The 23,718-nt window shown below is 62.0% G+C and carries 23 protein-coding genes and 1 tRNA gene; 12 read left to right on the top strand and 12 right to left on the bottom strand.

The window, feature by feature from the left end; all coding sequences use genetic code 11:
- Positions 1 to 311 precede the first annotated feature (311 nt).
- Entirely contained in the window at positions 312 to 1,040 is a 729-nt protein-coding gene (locus tag BV82_RS19560) for an amidotransferase (protein WP_010226339.1), read from the top strand.
- A 9-nt stretch (positions 1,041 to 1,049) separates the two neighbouring features.
- On the opposite strand, the gene BV82_RS19555 is transcribed toward BV82_RS19560, so the two are convergent.
- The 3 genes from BV82_RS19555 to BV82_RS19545 all read right to left on the bottom strand — a co-directional run bounded on the left by BV82_RS19555 (position 1,050) and on the right by BV82_RS19545 (position 3,621).
- On the bottom strand, positions 1,050 to 2,021 hold the full coding sequence (locus BV82_RS19555) for a magnesium and cobalt transport protein CorA (protein ID WP_010226338.1): 972 nt from the start codon (positions 2,019 to 2,021) through the stop codon (positions 1,050 to 1,052).
- A 65-nt stretch (positions 2,022 to 2,086) separates the two neighbouring features.
- Complete coding sequence (locus BV82_RS19550; RefSeq protein WP_036996525.1) at positions 2,087 to 2,809, bottom strand: lysophospholipid acyltransferase family protein; 723 nt, start codon at positions 2,807 to 2,809, stop codon at positions 2,087 to 2,089.
- 122 nt (positions 2,810 to 2,931) lie between these two features.
- Complete coding sequence (locus BV82_RS19545) at positions 2,932 to 3,621, bottom strand: crotonase/enoyl-CoA hydratase family protein (RefSeq protein ID WP_010226334.1); 690 nt, start codon at positions 3,619 to 3,621, stop codon at positions 2,932 to 2,934.
- 290 nt (positions 3,622 to 3,911) lie between these two features.
- Between BV82_RS19545 and BV82_RS19540 the strand changes: the two genes are divergently transcribed.
- Positions 3,912 to 4,001: transfer RNA gene (locus BV82_RS19540), tRNA-Ser, on the top strand.
- Positions 4,002 to 4,072: 71 nt separating this feature from the next.
- Positions 4,073 to 4,588 carry a DUF6630 family protein gene (locus BV82_RS19535; protein ID WP_010226332.1) on the top strand — a complete coding sequence of 172 codons (516 nt, stop codon included), beginning with the start codon at positions 4,073 to 4,075 and terminating at the stop codon, positions 4,586 to 4,588.
- 495 nt (positions 4,589 to 5,083) lie between these two features.
- Here the strand turns inward: BV82_RS19535 and BV82_RS19530 are convergent, their stop codons facing one another.
- A complete protein-coding gene (locus BV82_RS19530) occupies positions 5,084 to 7,240 on the bottom strand; it encodes a TonB-dependent siderophore receptor (protein ID WP_036996514.1) in 2,157 nt (718 codons plus the stop codon).
- A 223-nt stretch (positions 7,241 to 7,463) separates the two neighbouring features.
- Positions 7,464 to 7,844 carry a hypothetical protein gene (locus tag BV82_RS19525; RefSeq protein ID WP_010226328.1) on the bottom strand — a complete coding sequence of 127 codons (381 nt, stop codon included), beginning with the start codon at positions 7,842 to 7,844 and terminating at the stop codon, positions 7,464 to 7,466.
- 460 nt (positions 7,845 to 8,304) lie between these two features.
- On the opposite strand from BV82_RS19525, the gene BV82_RS19520 reads away from it, so the two are divergent.
- From BV82_RS19520 to BV82_RS19500, 5 genes are read left to right on the top strand one after another with little or no spacing between them, the layout of a single operon-like run.
- A complete protein-coding gene (locus tag BV82_RS19520) occupies positions 8,305 to 9,768 on the top strand; it encodes a serralysin family metalloprotease (RefSeq protein WP_010226325.1) in 1,464 nt (487 codons plus the stop codon).
- Positions 9,769 to 9,825: 57 nt separating this feature from the next.
- The gene (locus BV82_RS19515) at positions 9,826 to 10,203 is read left to right on the top strand and encodes an AprI/Inh family metalloprotease inhibitor (RefSeq protein ID WP_036996512.1); all 378 of its coding nucleotides are present in this window, start codon (positions 9,826 to 9,828) and stop codon (positions 10,201 to 10,203) included.
- A gap of 46 nt (positions 10,204 to 10,249) precedes the next feature.
- Complete coding sequence (locus BV82_RS19510; protein ID WP_036996511.1) at positions 10,250 to 11,992, top strand: type I secretion system permease/ATPase; 1,743 nt, start codon at positions 10,250 to 10,252, stop codon at positions 11,990 to 11,992.
- Positions 11,989 to 13,287 carry an HlyD family type I secretion periplasmic adaptor subunit gene (locus BV82_RS19505; protein WP_010226317.1) on the top strand — a complete coding sequence of 433 codons (1,299 nt, stop codon included), beginning with the start codon at positions 11,989 to 11,991 and terminating at the stop codon, positions 13,285 to 13,287. Before BV82_RS19510 ends, BV82_RS19505 begins: the two co-directional genes overlap by 4 nt.
- A 12-nt stretch (positions 13,288 to 13,299) precedes the next feature.
- Complete coding sequence (locus tag BV82_RS19500) at positions 13,300 to 14,640, top strand: TolC family outer membrane protein (protein WP_374045219.1); 1,341 nt, start codon at positions 13,300 to 13,302, stop codon at positions 14,638 to 14,640.
- Here BV82_RS19500 and BV82_RS19495 read toward each other — a convergent pair.
- Positions 14,637 to 15,830, bottom strand: a complete 1,194-nt coding sequence (locus tag BV82_RS19495) for an MFS transporter (protein ID WP_036996509.1) — start codon at positions 15,828 to 15,830, stop codon at positions 14,637 to 14,639. The genes BV82_RS19500 and BV82_RS19495 overlap by 4 nt on opposite strands.
- A 106-nt stretch (positions 15,831 to 15,936) precedes the next feature.
- On the opposite strand from BV82_RS19495, the gene BV82_RS19490 reads away from it, so the two are divergent.
- Positions 15,937 to 16,824 carry a LysR family transcriptional regulator gene (locus BV82_RS19490; RefSeq protein ID WP_010226314.1) on the top strand — a complete coding sequence of 296 codons (888 nt, stop codon included), beginning with the start codon at positions 15,937 to 15,939 and terminating at the stop codon, positions 16,822 to 16,824.
- 6 nt (positions 16,825 to 16,830) lie between these two features.
- On the opposite strand, the gene BV82_RS19485 is transcribed toward BV82_RS19490, so the two are convergent.
- Positions 16,831 to 17,580 (bottom strand): 3-oxoacyl-ACP reductase family protein, encoded by a 750-nt coding sequence (locus tag BV82_RS19485; protein WP_036996507.1) that lies wholly within the window; start codon positions 17,578 to 17,580, stop codon positions 16,831 to 16,833.
- A gap of 117 nt (positions 17,581 to 17,697) precedes the next feature.
- Here BV82_RS19485 and BV82_RS19480 point away from each other — a divergent pair, with 117 nt between their 5' ends.
- The gene (locus BV82_RS19480) at positions 17,698 to 18,636 is read left to right on the top strand and encodes a LysR family transcriptional regulator (RefSeq protein WP_026001500.1); all 939 of its coding nucleotides are present in this window, start codon (positions 17,698 to 17,700) and stop codon (positions 18,634 to 18,636) included.
- A gap of 137 nt (positions 18,637 to 18,773) precedes the next feature.
- Here the strand turns inward: BV82_RS19480 and BV82_RS19475 are convergent, their stop codons facing one another.
- Both BV82_RS19475 and BV82_RS19470 read right to left on the bottom strand, forming a co-directional pair.
- Positions 18,774 to 19,256 (bottom strand): elongation factor GreAB, encoded by a 483-nt coding sequence (locus tag BV82_RS19475; RefSeq protein ID WP_010226311.1) that lies wholly within the window; start codon positions 19,254 to 19,256, stop codon positions 18,774 to 18,776.
- Positions 19,257 to 19,260: 4 nt separating this feature from the next.
- Positions 19,261 to 19,647 carry a hypothetical protein gene (locus BV82_RS19470; RefSeq protein ID WP_010226309.1) on the bottom strand — a complete coding sequence of 129 codons (387 nt, stop codon included), beginning with the start codon at positions 19,645 to 19,647 and terminating at the stop codon, positions 19,261 to 19,263.
- A 122-nt stretch (positions 19,648 to 19,769) separates the two neighbouring features.
- Here BV82_RS19470 and earP point away from each other — a divergent pair, with 122 nt between their 5' ends.
- Positions 19,770 to 20,903, top strand: coding sequence for an elongation factor P maturation arginine rhamnosyltransferase EarP (earP, locus tag BV82_RS19465; protein ID WP_036996506.1), 1,134 nt, complete (start codon positions 19,770 to 19,772; stop codon positions 20,901 to 20,903).
- 48 nt (positions 20,904 to 20,951) lie between these two features.
- Positions 20,952 to 21,521, top strand: coding sequence for an elongation factor P (efp, locus tag BV82_RS19460; RefSeq protein WP_010226307.1), 570 nt, complete (start codon positions 20,952 to 20,954; stop codon positions 21,519 to 21,521).
- A gap of 61 nt (positions 21,522 to 21,582) precedes the next feature.
- On the opposite strand, the gene BV82_RS19455 is transcribed toward efp, so the two are convergent.
- The 3 genes from BV82_RS19455 to BV82_RS19445 form a co-directional block, all read right to left on the bottom strand.
- Positions 21,583 to 22,011, bottom strand: a complete 429-nt coding sequence (locus BV82_RS19455; protein ID WP_010226306.1) for an organic hydroperoxide resistance protein — start codon at positions 22,009 to 22,011, stop codon at positions 21,583 to 21,585.
- Positions 22,012 to 22,137: 126 nt separating this feature from the next.
- Positions 22,138 to 22,599 carry a MarR family winged helix-turn-helix transcriptional regulator gene (locus tag BV82_RS19450; RefSeq protein WP_010226305.1) on the bottom strand — a complete coding sequence of 154 codons (462 nt, stop codon included), beginning with the start codon at positions 22,597 to 22,599 and terminating at the stop codon, positions 22,138 to 22,140.
- A gap of 56 nt (positions 22,600 to 22,655) precedes the next feature.
- Positions 22,656 to 23,612: a LysR family transcriptional regulator gene (locus BV82_RS19445; protein WP_010226304.1), complete on the bottom strand. Its 957-nt coding sequence runs from the start codon at positions 23,610 to 23,612 to the stop codon at positions 22,656 to 22,658.
- Between the last annotated feature and the right edge of the window lie 106 nt (positions 23,613 to 23,718).

The raw sequence follows: 23,718 nt of genomic DNA, 5'->3' as shown, positions 1-23,718 counted from the left end.
ATCTGGCGAACATCATTTAACGCTGTGAAACCATTAAGACGCGAACTGTTGCTAATGGGTATACAGCTAACCTTAGGGTCAACGTCACCCGTGTTTTAGAACGCTTTAATCTGTACTTAAGCAGTTATGTGCAGTTTTTGCTATGAGGCCTTTGGCCATCCATCAGCATTCCCCTTGCTAGACACTTGCGTGCCTTTAGTGAGTGGATCCACAGATCGTGACCGTTCGTCCGAGCATCATACTTGCCTGCGCGCCTTATTCGGGGCAGGCTTTACGGGGCAATCCCGCCTTTGTCGTTCAGGACTATTTATATGTCGCTACGCATCTGCATCCTGGAAACCGACGTCCTGCGACCCGAGCTGGTCGAGCAGTATCAGGGCTACGGACGGATGTTCGAGCAGCTGTTCTCCCGCCAGCCAATCGCCGCCGAGTTTCGCGTCTACAACGTGTTGAACGACGAGTATCCCGATGAAGACCAGGTGTTCGATGCCTACCTGGTCACTGGCAGCAAGGCCGACTCGTTCGGTGATGATCCGTGGATTCAGAAGCTCAAGGCGTTCCTGCTGGACCGCTACCAGCGTGGCGACAAATTGCTTGGTGTGTGTTTCGGTCATCAGTTGCTGGCGCTACTGCTGGGTGGCAAGAGCGAGCGCGCGCACCAGGGCTGGGGGGTGGGTACCCACCGCTATGTGATGAACGCCAAGGCGCCGTGGATCAGCCCGCAGGTCGAAGAACTGACCTTGCTGATCAGCCATCAGGACCAGGTCACGCGCCTGCCGGAAAACGCCACGGTGATTGCCTCCAGCGATTTCTGCCCGAACGCGGCCTACCACATCGGCGATCAGGTGCTGTGCTTCCAGGGCCACCCGGAGTTCATCCACGACTATTCGCGGGCGCTGCTTGAGTTGCGCCAGGACAGCCTCGGCCAGGAGGTGTACCACAAGGGTATCGACAGCCTGGTGCATGAGCATCACGGCAGTACGGTGGCCGAATGGATGATGCGTTTTGTCGCGCACAAACCTCAGGGCAGCTCGAACTGAGGCCTGCCGTTACAGCCAGCCGGAGCGCTTGAAGCTGGCATACAACGCCGTGCAGCCCACGGCGATCCCGCCCAGCACGGCAAAGTAGCCGTAGTGCCAGCTCAGTTCCGGCATGTTCTGAAAGTTCATCCCGTAAATCCCCGCCACTGCGGTGGGGAACGCCAGGATCGCCGCCCAGGCGGCAAACTTGCGCTGCACGATGCTCTGGCGCGAGGACTCCAGCAGCATGCCGATTTCGATGGTCTGGCTGGCGATATCGCGAATCCCGGCCAGGTCTTCCATCTGCCGGGTGACGTGGATCTGCACATCGCGAAAATACGGGCGCATGTTCTTGTCGATAAAGGGGAAGGTCAGGCGCTGCAGTTCTTCGCTGACTTCGACCATTGGCGCCACGTAGCGGCGCAGGCGCAGGATGTCGCGGCGCAGGCTGTGGATGCGCTGGATGTCTTCTTCCTTGAGCGAGCCGCTGAGCACGCTGCGCTCCAGTTCCTCGATCTCGCCATGAATGGCTTCGCTGACCGGCTGGTAGTTTTCGGTCACGAAGTCGAGCAGGGCGTAGAGCACGAAGTCCTCGCCGTGCTCCAGCAGCAGCGGGCGGGCCTCACAGCGCTGGCGCACCAGGGCGTAGGACTTCGAATGACCGTTGCGCGCAGTGATGATGTAGCCATTGCCGGCGAAGATATGCGTCTCGATGAACTCCAGCTTGCCTTCATGGCGCACAGGCGAGTACGTGACGATGAACAGGGCGTCACCGAAGGTTTCCAGCTTGGGCCGGCTGTGTTTTTCCAGTGCGTCTTCGATGGCCAGCTCATGCAGGTTGAACTGGCGCTGCAGATTGGCCAGCTCCTGGGCATCGGGCTCTTCCAGGCCAATCCAGACAAAATGCCCGGGCTTGCTCGCCCATTGGCTGCCTTCGTCCAGGCTGATGTTGGTGACCTTCCTGCCGGCGCTGTACACCGCCGCTGCAACGACTCGACCCATGGTTGTCCGCTTCTTCTGTTAACCGTGCCAGTAGCTTGGTCTGACTGGCACAATTCGGCAACTGTTCACGCCAGGGCCAGCTCGCCTTCCATGCGATCGATACAGTGCTGCATCTGCACGCGGCATTGCTCGGCCAGCGCCGGTACATCCTGCTGGGTCAGGCCACTGGTAGCGATGGGGGGCAGTGAGCGGATGATCACCTTGCTGCGGCGCCAGCCGTTGAGGCTCAAGCGGCAGGCATAGCGGCTGACGCATACGGGTACGATCGGCACGCCGGCTTCTACGGCCATGTGAAAGGCACCTTTCTTGAAGGTGATCAGGTGCTCGCCGGCATTGCGCGTGCCTTCGGGGAACACCCAGATCGAGGTGTTGTCTTCGCTCAGGGTGCGGGTGGTGGTCTGGATTGCCCGGCGCGCCTGGTAGGCATTGCCGCGATCGACCAGCACGTTGCCGCCCAGCCAGAACAACTGGCCGAACAGGGGAATCCACTTCAGGCTCTTCTTGCCGATGCACACGGTGCGCCGCGGCACCACATGACCCAGCACGAACAGGTCGTAGTTGGACTGGTGGTTGGCGATGATCACGCAGCCCGGCGGCTGATCGAACAGCGGGCCGACCTCGGCCTTGATCTCAAGGCGCATCAGCCAGGTGGCAGGCAGCCCATAAAGGCGTGCACAGATTCGGCTGTTGTCCGGGTTGAACGGTCGGCACAGGCCAACCAGCACACCGAGAACACCGGCCAGGAGAAAATGCAGCCCCAACAGGAACATGCGGATAATAAAAAGCATCGTACGACTCACACCAGGCAAACGCGGCGCAGTGTACGGGTGTGCACTTCTATCGGCAAACGCTCATTGGCGCGGGGCAGGCCCGATTGCGCGAATAATCGCAATCAGGCCTTGGTAGGGGGTCAGCCCAGGTGTTCCTGGTCGCGGATGATCGCGTCGTCGAGGATCTCGAACAGTGCTTTGCGCACCTTGAGCTTGGTGTGCTTGTGGGCGTTCATGTTGATCTTCTTCAACTGGCGGGCTGCCGTCAGCGCAGCTTCCTGCAGCTGTTCGACCGGCACTACCTTGTCGAGGAAGCCGGCGTCAACGGCGCTGGCCGGGTCGAACATCTCGGCGTTGATCACCGACCGGTGGAACGCCGAGCGGCGCAGGCGATCCCGGGCCAGTTCGATACCGGCGTGGTGCATGGTCATGCCGATCTGCACTTCATTAAGGCCGATGCTGAACGGGCCTTCGACACCGATGCGGTAGTCGGCCGAGAGCAGCAGGAAGGCGCCTTTGGCCACCGCGTGGCCCGGGCAGGCAACGATGATCGGAAACGGGTGCGAGAGCATGCGCCGGGCCAGGGTGGAGCCGGCGGTCACCAGGCTGACGGCCTCTTTGGGGCCGGCGGTCATGACTTTCAGGTCGTAGCCGCCGGAGAGAATGCCTGGCTGGCCGGTGATGATTACCACCGCGCGGTCTTGCACGGCCTGGTCGAGGGCGGCATTGAACGCCTTGATGACGTCAGGCGAGATGGCGTTGACCTTGCCGTTGTTCAGGGTCAGGGTCGCAATGCCGTCTTCGAGGTGGTAGGTAATCAGCTCACTCATCACAGGGTTCCTTAAGGGGGAGTGGGGCAGACGTTACTCAGGCAAGTGCCCGAGGTAAAGCGCTGTGACTGACTGACCGGTCAGCGTCCCGGCCCACGTGCTTGTCCTGACGGGAGCGCGGTAAACCGGGCTGCCGAAGCACGCCAGAGAATGGCGGCTTTGCCCTGTGTGCCGTGTTTTTTCGATTAAATGGCTTAAGCACATGAATATTCTGAAAAAAACCTTTGCCATTAGAACCTCTTTCGACTACATTAGCGCGCCTCGACAGGCTGAACTGCTTGGCGAGAACCGGTGAAGTGTCCGAGTGGCTGAAGGAGCACGCCTGGAAAGTGTGTATACAGGAAACTGTATCAAGGGTTCGAATCCCTTCTTCACCGCCACATCTAGAAAAGCCCCCGACCTGAACAAGGCCGGGGGCTTTTTGTTTTGCCCATGAAAAAGGATGTTTCAGATGCTCAAAGAATGTTTTACCAAGGCCCAGATCCTTGCCGCTGAACAATTGCTGACCCTGATCAGTCCGTCGGCGGCAATGGCCAGCCAGCATGTCCAGGCCCTGCGCGAGGTCGAGCTGGATGAAGACGACGTCGAGGAATTCGAGGACGATCCGCAGCAACTGATGTATATCGTCAAGGATGTGGCTGACTGGGAGTCGGTGTTCTTCGTCGACTGGAAAGACACCGAGTCGTTTGTACAGAGCGTGCAACAGCTGGCCGAGGCGCGGGATGCCGAAGTCACTTTCGGTGTCGAAGACGCGGAGGATGAAGACTTCCTCGACGACACCACGGTGCCCGAGCTGATGGTCACGGCCCACGACGAACTGCACAAGCAGGGCCTGGTGCTGTGGAACTGGTCCACCGACAGTGACTGCTACAGTGGCTTCATCACCACCAGGGACGTGGCGGCGCAGCTGGTTGCGTTGGGCGAGGTGTTGGAAGTGGAAATTCGCGAGGGTAGCGAGCCGTTCTGACGGCGGTGCTTGGTGGGAGCTGGCTTGCCAGCGATGGGGCCAGTGCAGTCAGCACATCAGGTGTTGCCTGGATTACGACCGCTTCGCGCAGCTCCCACAGGTCCGGCGGCGCACGCAGATTCATTGTGGGAGCTGGCTTGCCAGCGATGAGGCCCGTGCAGTCAGCACATCAGGTGCTGCCTGGATTACGACCGCTTCGCGCAGCTCCCACAGGTCCGGCGGCGTACGCAGATTCATTGTGGGAGCTGGCTTGCCAGCGATGGGGCCCGTGCAGTCAGCACATCAGGTGCTGCCTGGATTACGACCGCTTCGCGCAGCTCCCACAGGTCCGGCGGCGCACGCAGATTCATTGTGGGAGCTGGCTTGCCAGCGATGAGGCCCGTGCAGTCAGCACATCAGGTGCTGCCTGGATTACGACCGCTTCGCGCAGCTCCCACAGAGTCGGCGGCGTACACAGATTCATTGTGGGAGCTGGCTTGACCCGCGATGAGGCCCTCAGAAACTCACAGAAGCCGAAACCCGTGCGGTGCGCGGCGCACCCTGAAACAGATAACCATCCCCCAGGTACTCCCCGGCATCGCGCCAGTAGCGTTTGTCGAAGACGTTATCCACCATCAGCCGCAGTACTGTGTCGTAGCCGCCAACCTTGGTGCTGTAGCGGCTCCCCAGATCGAACACCGCATAGCTGCCGACTTCCACCGTACCGGCCTGATTGGCGTACTTGCTGGCGCTGTAGCGCGCGCCGCCGAGCACGGCCAGGCCCGGGATTGGCAGGCTGTAGTCAGCCTGCACCGCGGCACGCAAGTTCGGTACGTTCAGCGCCTGATGGTCTTCGTAGTCAGCCGTGCCGCTGTTCTTGACCCGCGCGCGAATCGCCGCGGCACTGGCATTGATCTGCAAGTTGGAAGTCAGCCAGCCGCTGGCGCCCAGCTCCAGGCCGATGTTCTTCTGCTGGCCTTGCTGCACATAGGTGAAATGTCCGGCGCCATCAGGTTGCGAATACTGATAGGCCTGGCGCAGCTGGAACAGCGCTGCGCTCAGGCTCAGGCGTTGCCAGTCGCGCTTGATGCCGAGCTCGATCTGCTGCGAGGTGGTCGGGGCGAGGATGTCCTGGTTGTTCTGGGCAAACCATGGCGCCGCGCTGCCTGCTGAAAGGCCTTTGCTGAAGCTGGTGTACAGCGAGATATCAGCACGTGGTTTGTAGATCAGCGCTGCGTTGGGCAGCAGCTCGTACTGGCGGGTATGGCGGCGATCGTTGCCGGCTTCATCGAAGGCTCTTTCGTCCAGGCGCACCACGCGAGCGCCCAGTTGGGTCTGCCACTGCTCGTTGAAAGTGATCCGGTCACTGACAAAAACACCGTATTGACGGCTGTCCAGGCGCCGTTCGGAGTGCCCTGGCGAGCCATCGAACGGCTCCAGTGCAGGGGTTGGCTGGTAGATGTTGCCGCTACCGATGAACTGGTTGAAGGTTGGCCGCTGATCGAGGGTGCGCCGCTGTGCGCTGCTGCCGACCGTCAACTCATGGCCCAGCCCGGCCAGCTCGAAACGCCCGTTCAGCAGCGCTTGGGCTTCGTCGATACGGCGTGTGTCGTCCGGGCTGCGGAAATCATAGATGTCGTAGTCGCCTTGCGGGCTGAAATAGTTCGGTACGCTGGATTCGGCGCAACTGGGCGCGCCATAGCAGCCCCAGGCAAACGAACTGTAGTCATCGATCACCACCTTGCTGCGCGAGGCGCTGAGGCTGCCCGTCCAGTTGTCACTGAAGCGATACTCGAAGCGCCCGCCAAGGTTCAGCGAATCGATTGTCACCGGGTTGGCCCAGTGCTGATAGGCCAGGCGGTCATGCGGGTCGATACCGTGGGGCAGGCTGTTGCCGCCCAGTAGCTGATAACCCGGCACCGAGCGCTGTTCGCGCTGCTGGTATTCGGCGTCCAGTTGCAGCACCGCGTCGGGGTTGATTTGCCAGTCGAAGGCCAGGGAGGCGAAGTCGCGCTTGCCGTCGGCATGGTCGACGTAGGAGCGGATATCTTCATGGGCCAGGTTGGTGCGCAGGCCGAACTGGCGCTCGCTGCCGAACCAGCCGCCCAGGTCGGTGGCGATGTAGCGTTCACCCTGCTCGTTGCTCGACACTGTCACCGAACGCACATCTTGCGCTCGCTTGGTCACGTAATTGATCAGCCCGCCGGGTTCCGACACGCCGCTCTGCAAGCCCGACAGGCCCTTGAGCAACTCGACCTGCTGTTTGTTCTCCAGGGCCACGTTCTGCTCGCCGGCGATGGTCTGGCCGTTGATCCTGTAACTGCTGGCGGCATTGAGCTCAAAACCGCGCACGTTGAAGTTTTCGTAGTAGCCGATCGGGGCATAGCTTTCACCCACCGAAGCATCGCTTTGCAGGACTTCGCTGAGTGTGCGCACCTGACGATCAGCCAGCAGTTGCTCGCTGAACACCGCAATCGACGCCGGGGTGTCCAGCAATGGTGCCGGCTGGAAGCCGCCGACGGCCGCTTCGCGGGCCTGATAGCCCTCGCTGTAGGCCTCGGACACCTGCACCGGGGCCAAGGTAATGCTGTCCTGAGCCAGGCTGTGCGTGGCTGGCAGGGCCAGGCTCAGGCCGAGCAGGCGCAAGGGCAGGCGAGGGCGGGGCAGGGTCATGCAGGAGCTCCTTGACGGCGAACGCGGACGCGCCGTTATTGATCGGCTGCAGTCCGAAAGGGTTTTTTGCCCAGTAGGTAGAGGGGCGTGGGCCCAGGCATTGATAGCCTGCCGGTATTGCGCCGGGCAGGCGGGGACGCAATCTTAGCAGGGGCAACCGGCGGGCGGCGCCCCTGTTTTCAATCGGCTGCTACTGCCATGAACGAGCGGGCGTCGCGCGGCTTCAACCGTTTGCTGCGGTCTGGGAATGGCGCCGCCAATTACCGTCGATTTTCGACCAGGTTTTCTTGTCGGTGATGGCCATCAGCTTGCGACCATCCTTGAAGGTTGCGAGGAAGGTCACCTCCTCTTCCTTGCCGCCTAACCACAGGCCGGCGATCAGGCCAACCGGGCCGGCCACCAGGGCGCCGGCCACACCCCAGCCAAGGGCACTGCTCAGGCTGCGGCTGGACTCCTGATTGGCAACGACCAGGTCGGTAATGCGGGTAAGGGCGATTTTCTCGCCGGGTGAAGGGCTACGGGCGGTCTTGAGTGTGAGCGATCCATTGCGGTACTCGCCTTCACCTTGCAAGAAATCGCCGGATTGAACCGTGAGTCTTGTCATAGTGGCGTCCAGGTTGAAAGGGCTATTGACCAATCCCTACTCAGCGCCAGCGCACGGCACAAGTCAATGGTCAGGCGACGGAGGGTACTCCCCTAGTTGTCACAAAAAAGTAAAGGTTCAGGGCCCACGAGTTATAACGGCATGTCGCATTCTTATAATTAAAGTTCGGATTCGCAACTAAAGCCTCCTGCTCGGTTTTCGTCTGTCGCTCGCTTTTTTAGTGGAGTCGATATATCGCCGTTTGCGCAAATTGATGTCGCTAAGCTAAATCGAGGGTTTTAAAATTGTAGGACAATAAACAACTTGGGTTAATGAAAATTGGCGTCAAAAAAAGCTGGACAGTTCAATTCCTGGTGTGTCAGTTTTTCCCCGCCTCATTCAGGCGAGTGATAGGACGATCTCGCCGCGGGAGCGTCCTGTCGGACAACAACTGCTTTTTTGTAAACAAGGAAGTGTCTGTATGTCGAAAGTCAAAGAAAGCGCTATTGTTTCAGCTGGCTCTGTATTGCAACCGCACGGTGCAAGTTCCGCTTACAGCCTGATCAATAGTTTCGGCCATCAATATGATCGCGGCGGCAGTGCGACAGTGAATGGCAAACCTTCGTTCTCGGTCGACCAGGCCGCTACCCAGTTGCTGCGTGACGGCGCTGCCTGGAAAGACCTGAACAAGGACGGCACCATCAACCTGACCTATACCTTCCTGACCAAGGCGCCTGCTGGCTTCGACAGTCAGGAACTGGGCTCGTTCAGCGCCTTTTCCGCCCAGCAGAAGGCTCAGGCCAAACTGTCCATGCAGTCCTGGGCAGACGTGGCCAAGGTCACCTTCAAGGAGGCCGCGACAGGTGGCGACGGTCACATGACCTTCGGCAACTACAGCGATGGCAGCAGCGGCGGTGCGGCATTTGCCTACCTGCCATTTGACCGGCCAGGCTCGCACAAGGGTGAATCCTGGTACCTGATCAACAGCCAGTACCAGGCCAACGTCAACCCGGAAAACGGCAACTACGGGCGTCAGACCCTGACCCACGAAATCGGCCACGTGCTGGGCTTGTCTCACCCGGGCGACTACAACGCCGGGGAAGGCTACCCGACCTACGCCGATGCTTCCTACGGTCAGGACACCCGTGGCTACAGCGTCATGAGCTATTGGGGCGAGAGCAACACCAACCAGAACTTCACCAAGGGCGGCGTGCAGGTGTACTCCTCGGCACCGCTGATGGATGACATCGCGGCAATCCAGAAGCTGTATGGCGCCAACTACGCGACCCGCTCCGGCGACACCGTGTACGGCTTCAACTCCACCGCTGACCGCGACTTCTACTCGGCCACCTCGGCCTCGTCGAAAGTCGTCTTTTCGGTGTGGGACGGCGGCGGCAACGACACCCTGGACTTCTCCGGTTTTACCCAAAACCAGAAGATCAACCTCAATGACGCGTCGTTCTCTGATGTCGGCGGCATGATTGGCAATATTTCCATTGCCAAGGGTGCCATCGTCGAGAATGCCATCGGCGGCTCGGGCAACGACCTGCTGATCGGCAACGCCGTGGCCAACGAGCTCAAGGGTGGTGCCGGCAACGACATCATCTACGGCGGCGGCGGTGGCGACAAACTCTGGGGTGGTGCCGGTTCCGACACCTTCATCTTCGCTGCCAGCAGCGATTCGACCCCGAGCAATCCTGACCGGATCATGGATTTTGTCAGCGGTCAGGACAAGATCGACCTGTCGGCCATCTCGGCCTTTGCCGTCAACAAGCTGCCACTGCAGTTCGTTGATGCCTTCACCGGTCATGCCGGCGAGGCGGTACTGAGCTTCGATCAGGCCAGCAACCTCGGTAGCCTGTCGATCGACATCACCGGCAACAGCCTGTCTGATTTCCTGGTGACCACCGTAGGTCAGGCAGTCGCCACGGATATCGTGGTCTGACAACAGCCTGGAAGGGCGGCGCGCAAGCGCCGCTTCTTCTGAGAGGATTACAGGCAGATGATGGCTCTCAAGCGAATGATCGCGCTCGGCGCGGTTCCCCTGATGTTGATGACCGAGGTCGGTATGGCAAGCAGCCTGCTACTCCCCACTCCCGCACAACTGGCCGGTGACTGGACGCTTTACCCCGAAGCCGATCGGGCTGCAGGTTGCGAGCTGTACCTGGATGTAACGCAAACCTTGCGCGGTGATCTGCAATGCGTAGAAGTGCTGATAGGCAAGCGCCCCAGCGGCTGGTTGCCAACCCCCGATACCCTGGCCTTGCTGGATGGCAGCGGCAGCGCATTGGTGCACTTCAACCGTTATAAGCCCGGTATGTTCAAGTGGACTTCCGCGTCCGGCGAGACACTGTTGTTGGAACGTAAGAGTAAAGAATAAAACCTTGTAGGCGATTGCCGATTTTTCAGGGATAGAAAGGCGGACAATGAACAGGCCGACTCATAAAGCCGGTGCGCCCTTGTGGGCAGCACTGGCCGATCACAAGTCCACGCTTCTGAGTGTGGGTTGTTTTACCGCGTTGATTAACCTACTCATGCTGGTGCCCTCGATTTATATGCTGCAAGTGTATGATCGGGTACTGTCTTCGCAAAACGAAACAACCCTGTGGATGTTGACGTTGATGGTGGTCGGCTTCTTTGTGTTTATTGGTGCACTGGAAGCGATCCGCAGTTTCATTGTTATTCGGGTCGGCAACCAACTGGAACAGGGCTTTAACCTGAATGTCTATCGGGCGGCCTTTGAGCGTAACTTGCGCCGGGGGGACGGACAGGCAGGGCAATCGCTCAATGACCTGACGCAGGTGAGGCAATTTGTCACCGGTCCCGCGTTGTTCGCTTTCTTCGATGCCCCCTGGTTTCCGATTTACCAGGCGGTGATCTTTCTGTTCAACGTCTGGCTGGGTGTCATGGCCTGCGCTGGTGCGTTGTTGCTGATTGCCCTGGCAATCCTCAACGAACGCCTGACCCACAAGCCGCTGGTTGAAGCCAGCGGTTTCCAGCAGCAGTCCACGCACCTGGCCAGCAGCCAGTTGCAAAACGCCGAGAGCATCCAGGCCATGGGCATGCTCGCAGCGTTGCGCCAGCGCTGGTTCGCCTTGCATTCGCGTTTTCTGACCTTGCAGAACCAGGCCAGTGATACCTCGGCGGTGATCACCGCGATCAGCAAGTCGCTGCGCCTGTGCCTGCAGTCGCTGGTGCTGGGGCTGGGCGCCTTGCTGGTGATCGAGGGGCAGATGACCGCGGGCATGATGATCGCCGGGTCCATCCTCATGGGCCGGGTGCTCAGCCCCATCGATCAGTTGATTGCCGTGTGGAAGCAGTGGAGCGGGGCGCATATGGCCTATCAGCGTCTGGACGGCCTGCTGCGCGAGTTTCCCGAGCCGCCGGCACCGATGGCCTTGCCTGCGCCAAGCGGGCGCCTGAGCTTCGAGCAGGTCAGTGCCGGGCCGCCAGGCAAGCGCGTGGCAACCCTGCAGCAGATCAGCTTCAACCTGAGTGCCGGTGAAGTGCTCGGGGTACTGGGTACCTCCGGCTCGGGCAAGTCGACCCTGGCCAAGGTGCTGGTCGGCGTCTGGCCGACGCTGGCCGGTACCGTGCGCCTGGACGGCGCCGACCTGCACCGTTGGGATCGCGAGGCCCTGGGCCCGCACATCGGTTACCTGCCACAGAACATCGAACTGCTGCGCGGCAGCATTGCCGAGAACATTGCCCGCTTTGCCGAACTGGACGGCCACAAGGTGGTCGAGGCGGCGCGTCAAGCCGGTGTGCACGAGCTGATTTTGCGCTTGCCGCAAGGCTACGACACCCGCCTGGGCGAAGACGGCGGCGATCTTTCCGGCGGGCAGAAGCAGCGCATCGCCCTGGCTCGTGCCCTGTACGGTGGGCCGAGCCTGATCGTGCTCGACGAACCCAATTCCAACCTCGACACCAGTGGCGAGGCGGCGCTGGCCACCGCCATTGCGCAAATGAAAGCCCAGGGCCGCACCGTGGTGCTGGTTACCCATCGCTCGGCCGCGCTGGCCCAGGCCGACAAGCTGCTGGTACTCAGCGAGGGCCGGATGCAGGCATTTGGGCCGGCGCATGACGTCATGCAGGCCCTGAGCCGGGCCCAGGAGCAGGCTCAGCGCCAACCGGCCAATGCCGCATTGGCAACCGGAGGTGGCGCATGAGCCAGGTCGATAAAAGCCGCAGTGCACGCTTTTATGTACGCCTCGGGTGGTTGCTGACCCTGGTCGGCTTTGGCGGTTTTATCGCCTGGGCAACCCTGGCGCCGCTTGATCAGGGCATTGCCGTGCAAGGCACGGTGGTGGTCTCGGGCAAGCGCAAGGCGGTGCAGTCCCTGGCCGGCGGCGTGGTCAGCCGCATCCTGGTCAGTGAAGGCCAACGGGTTAAGCAGGGGCAGCCACTGTTTCGCTTGGACCAGACCCAGGTCCAGGCTGACGTGCAGTCGCTGCAGGCCCAGTACCGGGTGGCATGGGCCAGCCTGGCACGCTGGCAGAGCGAGCGCGACAACCTCGGCGAAGTCGTCTTCCCGGCAGAACTCAGCGCCGACCCCGACCCGCAGTTGAGCCTGGTGCTTGAAAGCCAGCGGCAGTTGTTCAGCAGCCGCCGCGACGCCCAGGCCCGCGAGCAGGCCGGGCTGACCGCCAGTATCGACGGTGCGGTCGCCCAGTTGGCAGGCATGCGCCGCGCCCGTGGCGACCTGCAGGCCCAGGCCGATTCACTGCGCGAACAACTGGAGAACCTCAAGCCGTTGGCCAGCCAGGGCTATATCCCGCGCAACCGCTTGCTGGAGTATCAGCGTCAGTTGTCCCAGGTCCAGCGCGACCTGGCGCAGAACAACGGCGACAGTGCGCGGTTGGAGCAGGGCATCGTCGAGTCGCGGCTGAACCTGCAACAGCGTCGTGAGGAGTATCAGAAGGAAGTGCGTAGCCAACTGGCGGAAGCGCAGTTGAAAAGCGTCACCCTGGAGCAGCAACTGACCTCGGCCGGTTTCGACTTGCAGCACAGCGAAATTCTCGCCCCGGCCGATGGCATCGCGGTCAACCTGGGCGTGCATACCGAAGGTGCGGTGGTGCGTGCCGGAGAAACCCTGCTGGAGGTGGTGCCCCAGGGCACTGCCCTCGAGGTCGAAGGGCGCTTGCCGGTCAACCTTGTGGATAAAGTCGCGGTACAGCTGCCTGTGGATATCCTTTTCACGGCCTTTAACCAGAGCAGCACGCCGCGGGTAGCGGGCGAGGTGGCGCTGATTTCCGCCGACCAGTTGCTCGATGACAAGACCGGCCAGCCGTACTACGTGCTACGCAGCACGGTCAGCGAACAGGCACTGGCGCGCCTTGACGGCCTGGTGATCAAACCGGGAATGCCGGCCGAACTGTTCGTGCGCACCGGCGAGCGCTCGATGCTCAATTACCTGTTCAAACCCCTGCTCGATCGGGCAGGCACTGCGTTGACCGAACAATAAGGAAGCCTGTGCATGAAAAGCTTGATGACCGGGCTGCTGGCGGCGTTCGCCCTGACAACAGGGGCGGGCGCGCAGGCCATGGGGCCGTTTCAGGTGTATGAGCAGGCGCTGCGCAAGGACCCGGTGTTCCTTGGCGCGCTCAAGGCCCGCGAAGCCGGGCAGGAAAACCGCGCCATTGGCCGCGCCGGTTTGCTGCCGAACCTGTCGTACAACTACAACAAGGGCCGCAACGATTCCAAGGCCCGCTACCTGGGCGACTCGCGGCGCGAGGATGAAGACCGTCACTACAACAGCTATGGCTCGAGCTTCATCCTCCAGCAGCCCTTGCTCGACTACGAAGCCTACGCCAGCTACCGCAAGGGCGTGGCCCAGGCGCTGTTCGCCGACGAGGCGTTTCGCGACAAGAGCCAGGAGTTGCTGGTGCGGGTAATGACCAGCTATACCCAGGCGCTGTTTGCGCAAGACCAGATCAGCATCAGCGTAGCCAGCAAGCAGGCGTATCAACAGCAGTTCCAGCAGAACCAGCAACTGTTCCAGCAGGGCGAGGGTACCCGTACCGATATTCTCGAAGCCCAGGCCCGCTTTGAGCTGGCCGACGCCGAGGAGATCCAGGCGCGCAACGATCAGGACGCCGCCTTGCGTGAGCTGGGGGCATTGATCGGCGAACCCTCGGCACGCATCGACGAACTGGCGCCGCTCAACGACGGCTTTGCCTTGCTGGCGCTGCAACCGGCGACCTATGAGGCCTGGCATGAGCTGGCGCTGGCCAATAACCCGCAACTGGCATCCCAGCGCCAGGCCCTGGAGGTGGCCGAATACGAAGTGGAACGCAACCGTGCCGGGCACCTGCCCAAAGTCACCGCCTACGCTACATCGCGGCAAATGCAGTCTGACAGTGGCAACACCTACAACCAGCGCTACGACACCAACACCATCGGCATCGAAGTCAGCCTGCCGTTGTTTGCCGGTGGCGGGGTGTCGGCGGCCACCCGTCAGGCCAGCCGCAACCTGGAGCAGGCCGAATACGAACTGGACGGCAACACCCGGGCAACCCTGATCGAGTTGCGCCGCCAGTACAACGCCTGCCAGTCGGGCGTCAGCCGCCTGCGCGCCTATCAGCGGGCGCTGACCTCGGCCGAGGCGTTGGTACAGTCGACCCGCCAGAGCGTGCTGGGGGGGGAGCGGGTCAACCTCGATGTGCTCAATGCCGAGCAGCAGTTGGCGACCACCCGCCGCGACCTGGCCCAGGCCCGCTACGACTACCTGCTGGCCTGGGTCAAGCTGCATTACTACGCCGGGACCCTGCGCGAAGAGCACCTGGCCCGGGTCGATGAGGCCTTTGTACGCCGTTAGGCGGTACGCAGGCGCACGGCGCGCTGGCGTTCGGCCAGGCCCCAGACCAGCAAGGCCAGGGCGCCGATGCTCAGACCGGCGATGACAATACCGTCCCAGCCGTAGCGCTGGAACAGTTGCGTACCGAGCAGCGAGCCGAGTGCACCGCCGATGAAGTAGCAGGTGATGTAGCCGGCATTCAGGCGGTTGCGGGCTTCCGGGCGCAGGGCAATCACGGCATTCTGGTTGCTCACGTGCACCAGTTGAACCGCCAGGTCGAGCAACAGCACACCGAGCAACAGTGCCGCCAGCGACGACTGTGCATAGGCCAGCGGCACCCATGAGAGCAGCAAGGCCAGCAAGCCTACCGTGGTGCCCAGCGGGCCTTTGCCACGGTCGGCCAGGCGCCCGGCCCAGTTGGCCGACAGGGCACCGGCGGCACCAGCCAGGCCGAACAGTCCGATCACGGCGTCAGAGAAATGGTAGGGCTCGGCCGACAAGAGAAACGCCAGCGGGGTCCAGAACAGGGCAAACAAACTAAACGACAACAGGCCCAGCAACGAGCGCAAGCGCAGGATCGGCTCGTCAACGAACAGGCGGAACACCGAGCCGAGCAGCGCTGGATAGCTGAGCCCGGCGTGCTGATGACGCTCGGGCAGGGCGCGGAACAAGGCGATCGCCGACAGCCCCATCAACGCCGCAGCCAGCAGGTAGATGCTGCGCCAGCTGCCCAGTTCGGCCATGAAGCCGGCGGCGGTGCGCGCCAGCAGGATGCCCAGCAGCAACCCGCTCATCAGCGTGCCGACGACTCGCCCGCGCTGCGCTGGATCACTGAGGCCGGCGGCCATCGGCACCAGCACCTGAGCGACTACCGAGAACAGGCCGGTGAGGGTGGTGCCGATCAGCAGCCATGCCAGGCTGGGCGAAAAGGCGCTGATCAGCAGGCCCAGGGTGCTGATGGCGATCATGCTGACGATCAGTTTGCGCTGTTCGAACAGGTCGCCCAGAGGGGCCAGCAACAACAGGCCGGCGCCGTAGCTCAGCTGTGCGGCGATGACGATGGCCCCGGCGCTGGCGGTGGTCAGGCCGAAGTGTTCGGCGATGCTATGCAGCAAGGGTTGGGCGTAATAGTTGCTGGCGACGGCAAGGCCCGTGGCGGTCGCCATCAGCAGAATCAGGCCGCGGCTCAGGGTGTGGCTGGAAGAGGTCATGGACCGTCTCGATCAGTGGCAGTTGGGAAGTGACAGTATCGGAAATACGCTAGCATGACGCCAATGTATCGTTTTCATTCTATCCATCTTGAAAATAGATCAATCCATGAACCTCAAGCAGATTGAATATGCCCTGGCGGTGGTCGACACCGGTAGCTTTACCCGTGCCGCCGAGCGCTGCCATGTGGTGCAGTCGGCCTTGAGCCACCAGATTGCCAGGCTGGAAGAAACCCTCGGCGTCAGCCTGTTCGAGCGTAGCTCGCGGCGCGTGCGCCTGACGCCGGCGGGCGAAGCCTTCGTGCAGAGTGCCCGGCCAGCGCTGGAAGCCACCCGGCGGATTGCCGAAGATGTCGCCGCGGCCTGTGGCGAAGTACGCGGGCAATTGTCCATCGGCGAGATCACCTCGCTGACCGAACTTGACCTGGTCGATCTGCTGGCCGATTTTCATGCTCAGCACCCGTTGGTGGATATCCGCTGGCTGATGGCCAAGAGCGAGTTGCTCATTGCCGATGTGCGCGAACGGCGCCTGGACGTGGGCTTTATCGGGGTTTGGCCGGGCGAGCGGCTGGACGGCGTCGAGTACCGCCTGCTGGCCGAAGAGGAACTGGTGGCGGTCATGGCCGTCGAGCATCCCTTGGCGGGTGCCGCGCGCTTGTCTCTGGTTGATCTCCAGGCCCAGCCACTGGTGGATTTTCCGGCCGGTAGCGGCGCCCGCCGGCAAACCGACGAGGCCTTTGCCGCCGCCGGCGTGCGTCATCGGGTGCAGTTCGAGGTGACCAATATCCGCCTGGTGGAGAAGTTTGCCAAACGCGGCCTTGCCATCGGCCTGGTGCCGGCGCGAATTGCCAACAGCTTCAACGGCGTGATGTCGGTGGCAATCGAGGATGCGCCGGTGCGTCACGTGTATGCGATCTGGTCGATGCACCCGACCCCGGCCGCCAGGGCCTTTGCCCAGCTGATTGAACAGCGCCTGGCGGTCAGGGATGGCCATTGACCCGCCTCAGGCCGCGAAGCCGCCGTCGATGCTCAGGCTGGCACCGGTAATGTAGGCTGCCTCGGGGCCGGCCAGGTAGGCGACGAAGCTGGCAATCTCGTCGACATGACCGTAGCGACCCACGGCCATCAAGCCCATCAGGCTTTCGGCGAATTCGCCTTGGGCCGGGTTCATGTCGGTGTCCACCGGGCCCGGCTGGACATTGTTGATGGTGATGCCCAGCGGCCCGAGGTCACGGGCCAGGCCGCGAGTCAGGCCGACCAACGCCGATTTGCTCATGGCATAAGGGCCGCCACCGGCGAAGGGCATGCGTTCGGCATTGGTGCTGCCGATGTTGATGATCCGCCCGCCCTGGCCCATGTGCCGGACGGCCGCTTGCGTGGCCACGAAGACGCTGCGCACGTTCACCGCCAGGGTGCGGTCGAAGTCCTCCAGGCTGAAGTCCGCAAGCGGCCCCACCGCCAGAACCCCGGCATTGTTGACCAGAATATCCAGGCGACCGAACGCTTCAACAGTGCTTTGCACCGCCTGCTGCACAGCGCTGGCATCGGCACTGTCGGCCTTGATGGCCAGGGCCTTGCCGCCGGCGGCGATGATGCTCTGTTGCAGGGCGTCGGCCTGGGCCGTGGCGTTGGCATAGGTGAAGGCGACACTGGCGCCTTCGGCGGCCAGGTGTTTGACGATGGCGGCGCCGATACCGCGCGAACCGCCCTGGATCAGGGCTACTTTGCCGTGGAGGCTGGATTGGGTCGACATGCTGTGCTCCCGAAAGAACAAGGCTGGATGCCTTGGATGGGGCTCAGTATCGGCCGCTGATTACCCTGTCGGTAGCCAGTAATCGCTATAGTCTGTGTAAACCAGAAGTATGGAATCATCGGTATGGAATCCTTCAGCAGCATCGAGTGTTTTGTCCGCAGCGCCGAAGTCGGCAGCTTTGCCGAAGCGGCGCGGCGCCTGAGCCTGACCCCGGCGGCGGTGGGCAAGAACGTCGCCCGGCTGGAGGCGCGCCTGGGCGTGCGCTTGTTTCAGCGCAGTACCCGGCGCTTGACCCTGACCGAGGCCGGGCAGCGCTTTCTCGGCGAGGTGGCGGCGAGTTTTCAGACCATCCAGTACGCCGTGGCTAACCTGGCCAGTGCCGAAGGGCAACCGGCCGGCACCCTGAAGGTGAGCATGGGCACGGTGTTCGGCCGCCTGTACATCGTGCCGCTGCTGGCCGAGTTCCTGCGGCGCTATCCGGCAATCAGCCCTGACTGGCATTTCGATAACCGTCAGGTCGACCTGATTGGCCAGGGCTTTGATGCGGCCATTGGCGGTGGCTTCGACCTGCCCCAGGGCGTGGTGGCGCGCAAGCTGACCCCGGCGCACCGGATTCTGGTGGCGGCGCCGACGTACTTGCAGCAGCATCCGCCCATTACCCAGCCCGCCGATTTGCACGCGCTGGACGGCATCCTCATTCGTTCTCCGCAGACCGGGCGGGTACGTTCCTGGCCGTTGACCAGCCGCGAGCGGGAGCAGAGCCCTTTGAGCTTGCGTTTGCGCATGACCATGAGTGACTCGGAGGCAGCCTGTGCGGCGGCGGAGCAGGGCCTGGGCGTGGCGCTGGTGAGCATGCCGTTCGCCGTGCCGTACCTGCAGGCTGGCCGGCTGCTGCGGGTGTTGCCGGACTGGTATGTGGACGACGGCAATATCTCGCTGTACTACACCGAGCACAAATTGCTACCGGGCAAGACCCGGGCGTTTGTCGATTTTGTCATCGAGCAGTTTGCCCGGCAGGGGTTGGCGCAGCGGTTTGATGCGTTGGGTGCTTTATGAGGGGGGGCTGCTGTGCAGCCCATCGCCGGCAAGGCCGGCTCCCACAGTAAGGGCTCCTGCAGACCCCACACTGGATCAGGGCACGCCGAACCTGTGGGAGCTGGCCTTGCCAGCGATGGAAGGCGCAGCCTTCCTGATCACAGAACCTTGAGGATGGAGTAATTCTGGGGTACGCCGCCGAGCACCAGGCTCACCTCATCCTCTTCAACCTTGCCGATCAAACGTTGCCCCAGTGGCGAGCGCGGGGTGATCACCGTGACCAGTTGCGCCCCCTGGCCAATCTTCAGCCCGGCGCCTTCGGGCCCTAGAAACAGCTGCTGGCAAGTGCCGTTTTCGGCCTCGAGGGTCACCAGGTTGCTGACCTGGATCCCGCGTTGCGGGTCATAGTCGCGCAGCAACAATTGCTGGTACGCCGCCCGCGCCTGGCGGATTTCCTCCATGCGCCGGGCTTGCCCGGTGGCCAGGTACGACGCTTCCAGGCCCAGGGTGTCGTACTTGTTCTCGGCGATGTTCTCTTCGGCGGTGGCCGCTTCATAGGCGGTTTGCGCGGCGCGCTGGGCGACATCCAGATCAAAGCTCAGGGTATCGATGATGCGTTGCAGCAGGTCGGCTTTGGTCATGGGCTCAGTTGCAGAATTCAAGAACGAGGGCACGGCTTTTTTCGGTCGGCGCGGTGCGGTTCTGTTGCAGCCAGAACTGGCATTTGGGGTTGGACAGATTGCGCAGGCTGCCTTGCGCCTGCTCTTCGGCCTGCTGTACTTGTTGGTTGCGCAGGATCTGTTTGTATTGCTCGAACATCTGCTTTTGCGAGTCGGCTGTCTCCGGCGACGCCGGCGCCGTGGCTGGCGGCGCCAGCACCTGGCCGATCGGCTGCACCGTCGCTGGCAGCAGGCGCCCGGCCAGCCACAGGCTCAGGGCAATAGCCACAGCGCCAAGCCACAGGCCTAGCGCAATGCACAGGATCAGTTGCAGGGGTTTTAGGGTGATCTTCAATTCGCGAGGGCGGGGCATGATGGCCTCCTGGCCAGGACACGGGTTGCCATTGTCGCACGGTGCAACGGATTTTTTTCGTGCCACGCTTTTGTCAGTGATGATTTACCCGGACAATCGGCGCTTTTTCCAAGGGGCCAGCGATGAAAGCGCGGTGGGACATCTTCTGTTGTGTCGTCGATAACTACGGCGACATCGGCGTGACCTGGCGCCTGGCCCGGCAACTGGTGGCCGAGCAGGGCCTGGCGGTGCGCCTGTGGGTGGATGACCTGAAGGCGTTCGTGCGTATCTGCCCCGAAGCCCAGGCCGACGTCGCCCAGCAATGGCAGCAGGGCGTGGATGTGCGCCAATGGCCTTCCGATTGGCAGGACACTTCGGTAGCTGATGTGGTGATTGGCGCTTTCGCCTGTCAGCTACCGCCTGCCTATGTGCAGGCCATGCTCGAACAACCCCGTGCGCCATTGTGGTTGAACCTGGACTACCTCAGCGCTGAAGACTGGGTCGAAGGTTGCCATGGCTTGCCGTCGCCCCAGGCCAATGGCTTGCGCAAGGTGTTTTTCTTCCCAGGCTTTACCGCCAAGACCGGCGGCTTGCTGCGTGAGGCGAGCTTGCTGCCACGTCGCCAGGCGTTTGAGCAGGACCCGGCCGCACGCAAGGCGTTTCTGCAGGGGCTAGGTGTAACGCCAGAACGCAATGCCCGGCTGATTTCGCTGTTCGCCTACGAAAACCCCGGCGTCGCCAGCTGGCTGGATGCCCTGGCTGCCGACTGCCGCGCCAATCACCTGCTGGTGCCCGAAGGCCGGGTGCTGGGCGACGTTCAGGCCTGGCTCGGCGAGCAGGCGCTGAGCGTAGGCAGCATTGCCCGGCGCGGTGCCTTGACCGTGCAGATCCTGCCTTTCGTCAGCCAGGACGATTACGACCGGCTGCTCTGGTGCTGCGATTTCAACGCGGTGCGTGGCGAAGATTCGTTCGTCCGCGCGCAATGGGCCGCACGGCCGCTGCTCTGGCATATCTATGTGCAGGAAGAGTATGCCCACTGGGAAAAACTCGAAGCGTTTCTCGATCTGTACATCCAGGGATTGTCCGCGCCCGCCGGGGCCGCGCTGGTACAATTGTGGCGTGCCTGGAACATGGACAACGACATGGGCCAGGCCTGGCAACAGGTGCTGGCGCACTGGGACGAGCTGGAGCAGCACGCCCGCCGCTGGAGCGCGGTGCAAGCCGCTCAGCCGGACCTTGCCACGGCGCTGGTACAGTTTTACCGAAATTGGCTATGATATGCGGCCTCGATTTTTGTAAATCCATCCAAATTCGGATATCTCGCAATGAAAACTGGTAAAGAGCTGAAACCCGGTACCGTACTGCGGATCGACAACGACCCGTGGCTGGTTCAGAAAACTGAATTCACCAAGTCGGGCCGTAACAGCGCGATCATGAAGACCAAGCTGAAGAACCTGCTGACCGGCTACAAGACCGAGACCGTTTACGGTGCGGACGACAAGCTGGACGACGTGATCCTGGATCGCAAAGAAGCGACCCTGTCGTTCATCAGCGGTGACTCGTTCACCTTCATGGACACCACCGACTACACCATGTACGAACTGAACGCCGAAGACATCGAGGCCGTTCTGCCGTACATCGAAGAAGGCATGGAAGACGTCTGCGAAGCCGTATTCTTCGAAGGCCGCCTGGTATCGGTAGAACTGCCGACCACCATCAGCCGTCAGGTTGTCTACACCGAGAACGCTGCTCGCGGCGACACCTCGGGCAAGGTCATGAAACCTGCCAAGCTGAAAAACGGCACTGAAATCAGCGTTGCTGACTTCATCCAGATCGACGAGTGGATCGATATCGACACCCGCGACAACAGCTTCAAGGGCCGTTCCAAGAAGTAATTCTTGCGCCCATGAAAAACCCGGCCTTGGCCGGGTTTTTTTATGCCTGGTGTTTTATCGCTCAGACAGTGACATGCAAGCGTACATCGACGTTGCCACGGGTGGCATTGGAGTACGGGCAAACCTGGTGGGCAGCTTCAACCAGTTGCTCTGCCTCAGCCTGTTCCAGCCCCGGCAGGTCGATGTTCAGGTCGATATCCAGACCGAAGCCACCCGGAATCTGGCCAATACCAACCTTGGCAGTGATCGAGCTCTCGGCTGGCAGGGCCTTTTTCTGCTGGCCGGCAACGAACTTCAGGGCGCCGATAAAGCAGGCCGAGTAGCCGGCGGCAAACAGTTGCTCGGGGTTGGTGCCGTCGCCACCTGCGCCGCCCAGTTCTTTGGGGGTGCTCAGCTTGACTTCCAGCTTGCCGTCGCTGGAGCGCGAACTGCCGTCGCGGCCACCGGTGGATTTGGCTTGGGCAATGTACAGCGGAGTGACCTTTTGCATGATGAGCCTCGCTTGTGAGTTGCGCCGCGGCGCTGAGTGGGTACGGGAATTAAGTTATCGCGCAATTATTTAGTGCGCAAGATAATTTTCGGCTGACCTACCAACGGTCATTTCTCAGCATAGCGCTCAGAGGTTTTTTTGCAGGTTGGCGCGCAGTTCCAGCAAATCGGCCTGCAGCTGTTGCAGGCGTTCGAGGTTCTCGCCGCTGGCGGCCAGAATGCAGTGGGGCACGTCTTTGGCCCGGGCTTGCAGGGCTCGGCCCTGATCGCTCAGTTGCACCAGCACCACCCGTTCATCTTCGCGGCTGCGGCTGCGCTTGAGCAGGCCTTCGGCTTCCAGGCGTTTGAGCAACGGTGTCAGAGAACCCGGATCGGTCAGCAGGCGCTGGCTGATCTCTCCGACGGTCAAACCGTCCTGTTCCCACAGCACCAGCATTGCCAGGTACTGTGGATAAGTCAGCCCGAGTTTGTGCAGCAGCGGTTTGTAGACCTTGGTCATCAGCAACGAAGTCGAGTGCAGGGCAAAGCACACCTGGTTGTCCAGGAGCAGTTCGTCGCAAGGAACAGGCGCTTTAGGGTCGGCGTTCATGCACATCCTTCAATGGGTTGGGTCCTTTAAATTTAGCACGCAGGTCATTAGCGCACTTACTGCCAGCGCAGCTCGCTTTGCAGCGCCAGGTCCCACGGCGGGATCGGGCTGAAGCGGTGCTTGAGGAATTCGAGCAGCAAACGGCTGCGAGAGTTCGTTTCATGTTCCAGGCGCAGGGCATAGATGCCGCTGCTTTCGGCGCTGGGCAGGCCGTTGTCACAGAATAGCGGCAGCAATTCGCCACGCAGCAGGTATTCGCTGATCAGCCAGGTGGGCAGGTGGGCAATGCCCAGGCCTGCCAGGGCGCCGAACAACAGGGTTTCGGCGTTGTTGGCACTCATGCGCATGCGGGTGGGGCGATACAGGCGCATCTGCCCCTCGACCGCGAAGCGCCAGGCGAAGGGCGGGGCCAGGCCGTCCCAGTCCAGGCCGTGGTGTTCGGGTAATTCAGCGGGGCTGGCGGGAATGCCGCGCTGGGCCAGGTAAGCGGGGCTGGCGCAGGCAATGCGGACCATGTAGGCCAGCGGTGTGGCCACCAGGCGGGTATCGGCCAGGGGCCCTGCGCGCAGCACCAGGTCGACTTCGCCCAGGTGCGAGCCGTGCAGGTCGACGAAGCTGTCGATCAGGCGCAGTTGCACATCCAGCCCCGGATAGGCCACCAGAAAGTCGGCGATGGCCGGGGCCAGGTGGCGGCGGCCAAAGGCGGCCGGGGCGTCGATGCGGATCAGGCCTTCCGGGGCGTTGCTCAGCGATACCGCTTCAGCGCGGGCCAGGCGCAGCTCTTCGACAATCCTGCGGGCGCGTTCGGCAAAGGCATTACCCGCCGGGGTCGGCCGTACCGCATGGGTGCTGCGCACGAACAGGCGGCTGCCGACCGCGTTTTCCAGGGTGTCGATACGCCGCGCCACCGCCGAAGGCGTCAACGGATGGCGCCGGGCGGTGGCGGAGAAGCTGCCGGTTTCCAGTACATCAAGAAACAGGCTGAGTTGTTCGGTCAGGGCATCGGGGTTCATGCTGAAGTCTGCTTTTGCGTAAATAGCATAGCCATTGTGCGTTGCTGTGCGTTTCCCCGCTAGCACCAGCTCGGTAGCATGCACCGATTGGTATTTCAGAGAGACG

The sequence above is a fragment of the Pseudomonas donghuensis genome (assembly GCF_000696345.2).
GTDB lineage: Bacteria > Pseudomonadota > Gammaproteobacteria > Pseudomonadales > Pseudomonadaceae > Aquipseudomonas > Aquipseudomonas donghuensis.
The sequence above is the reverse complement of the archived record's forward strand: the minus strand, read 5'-3'. Positions and strand labels throughout refer to the sequence as shown.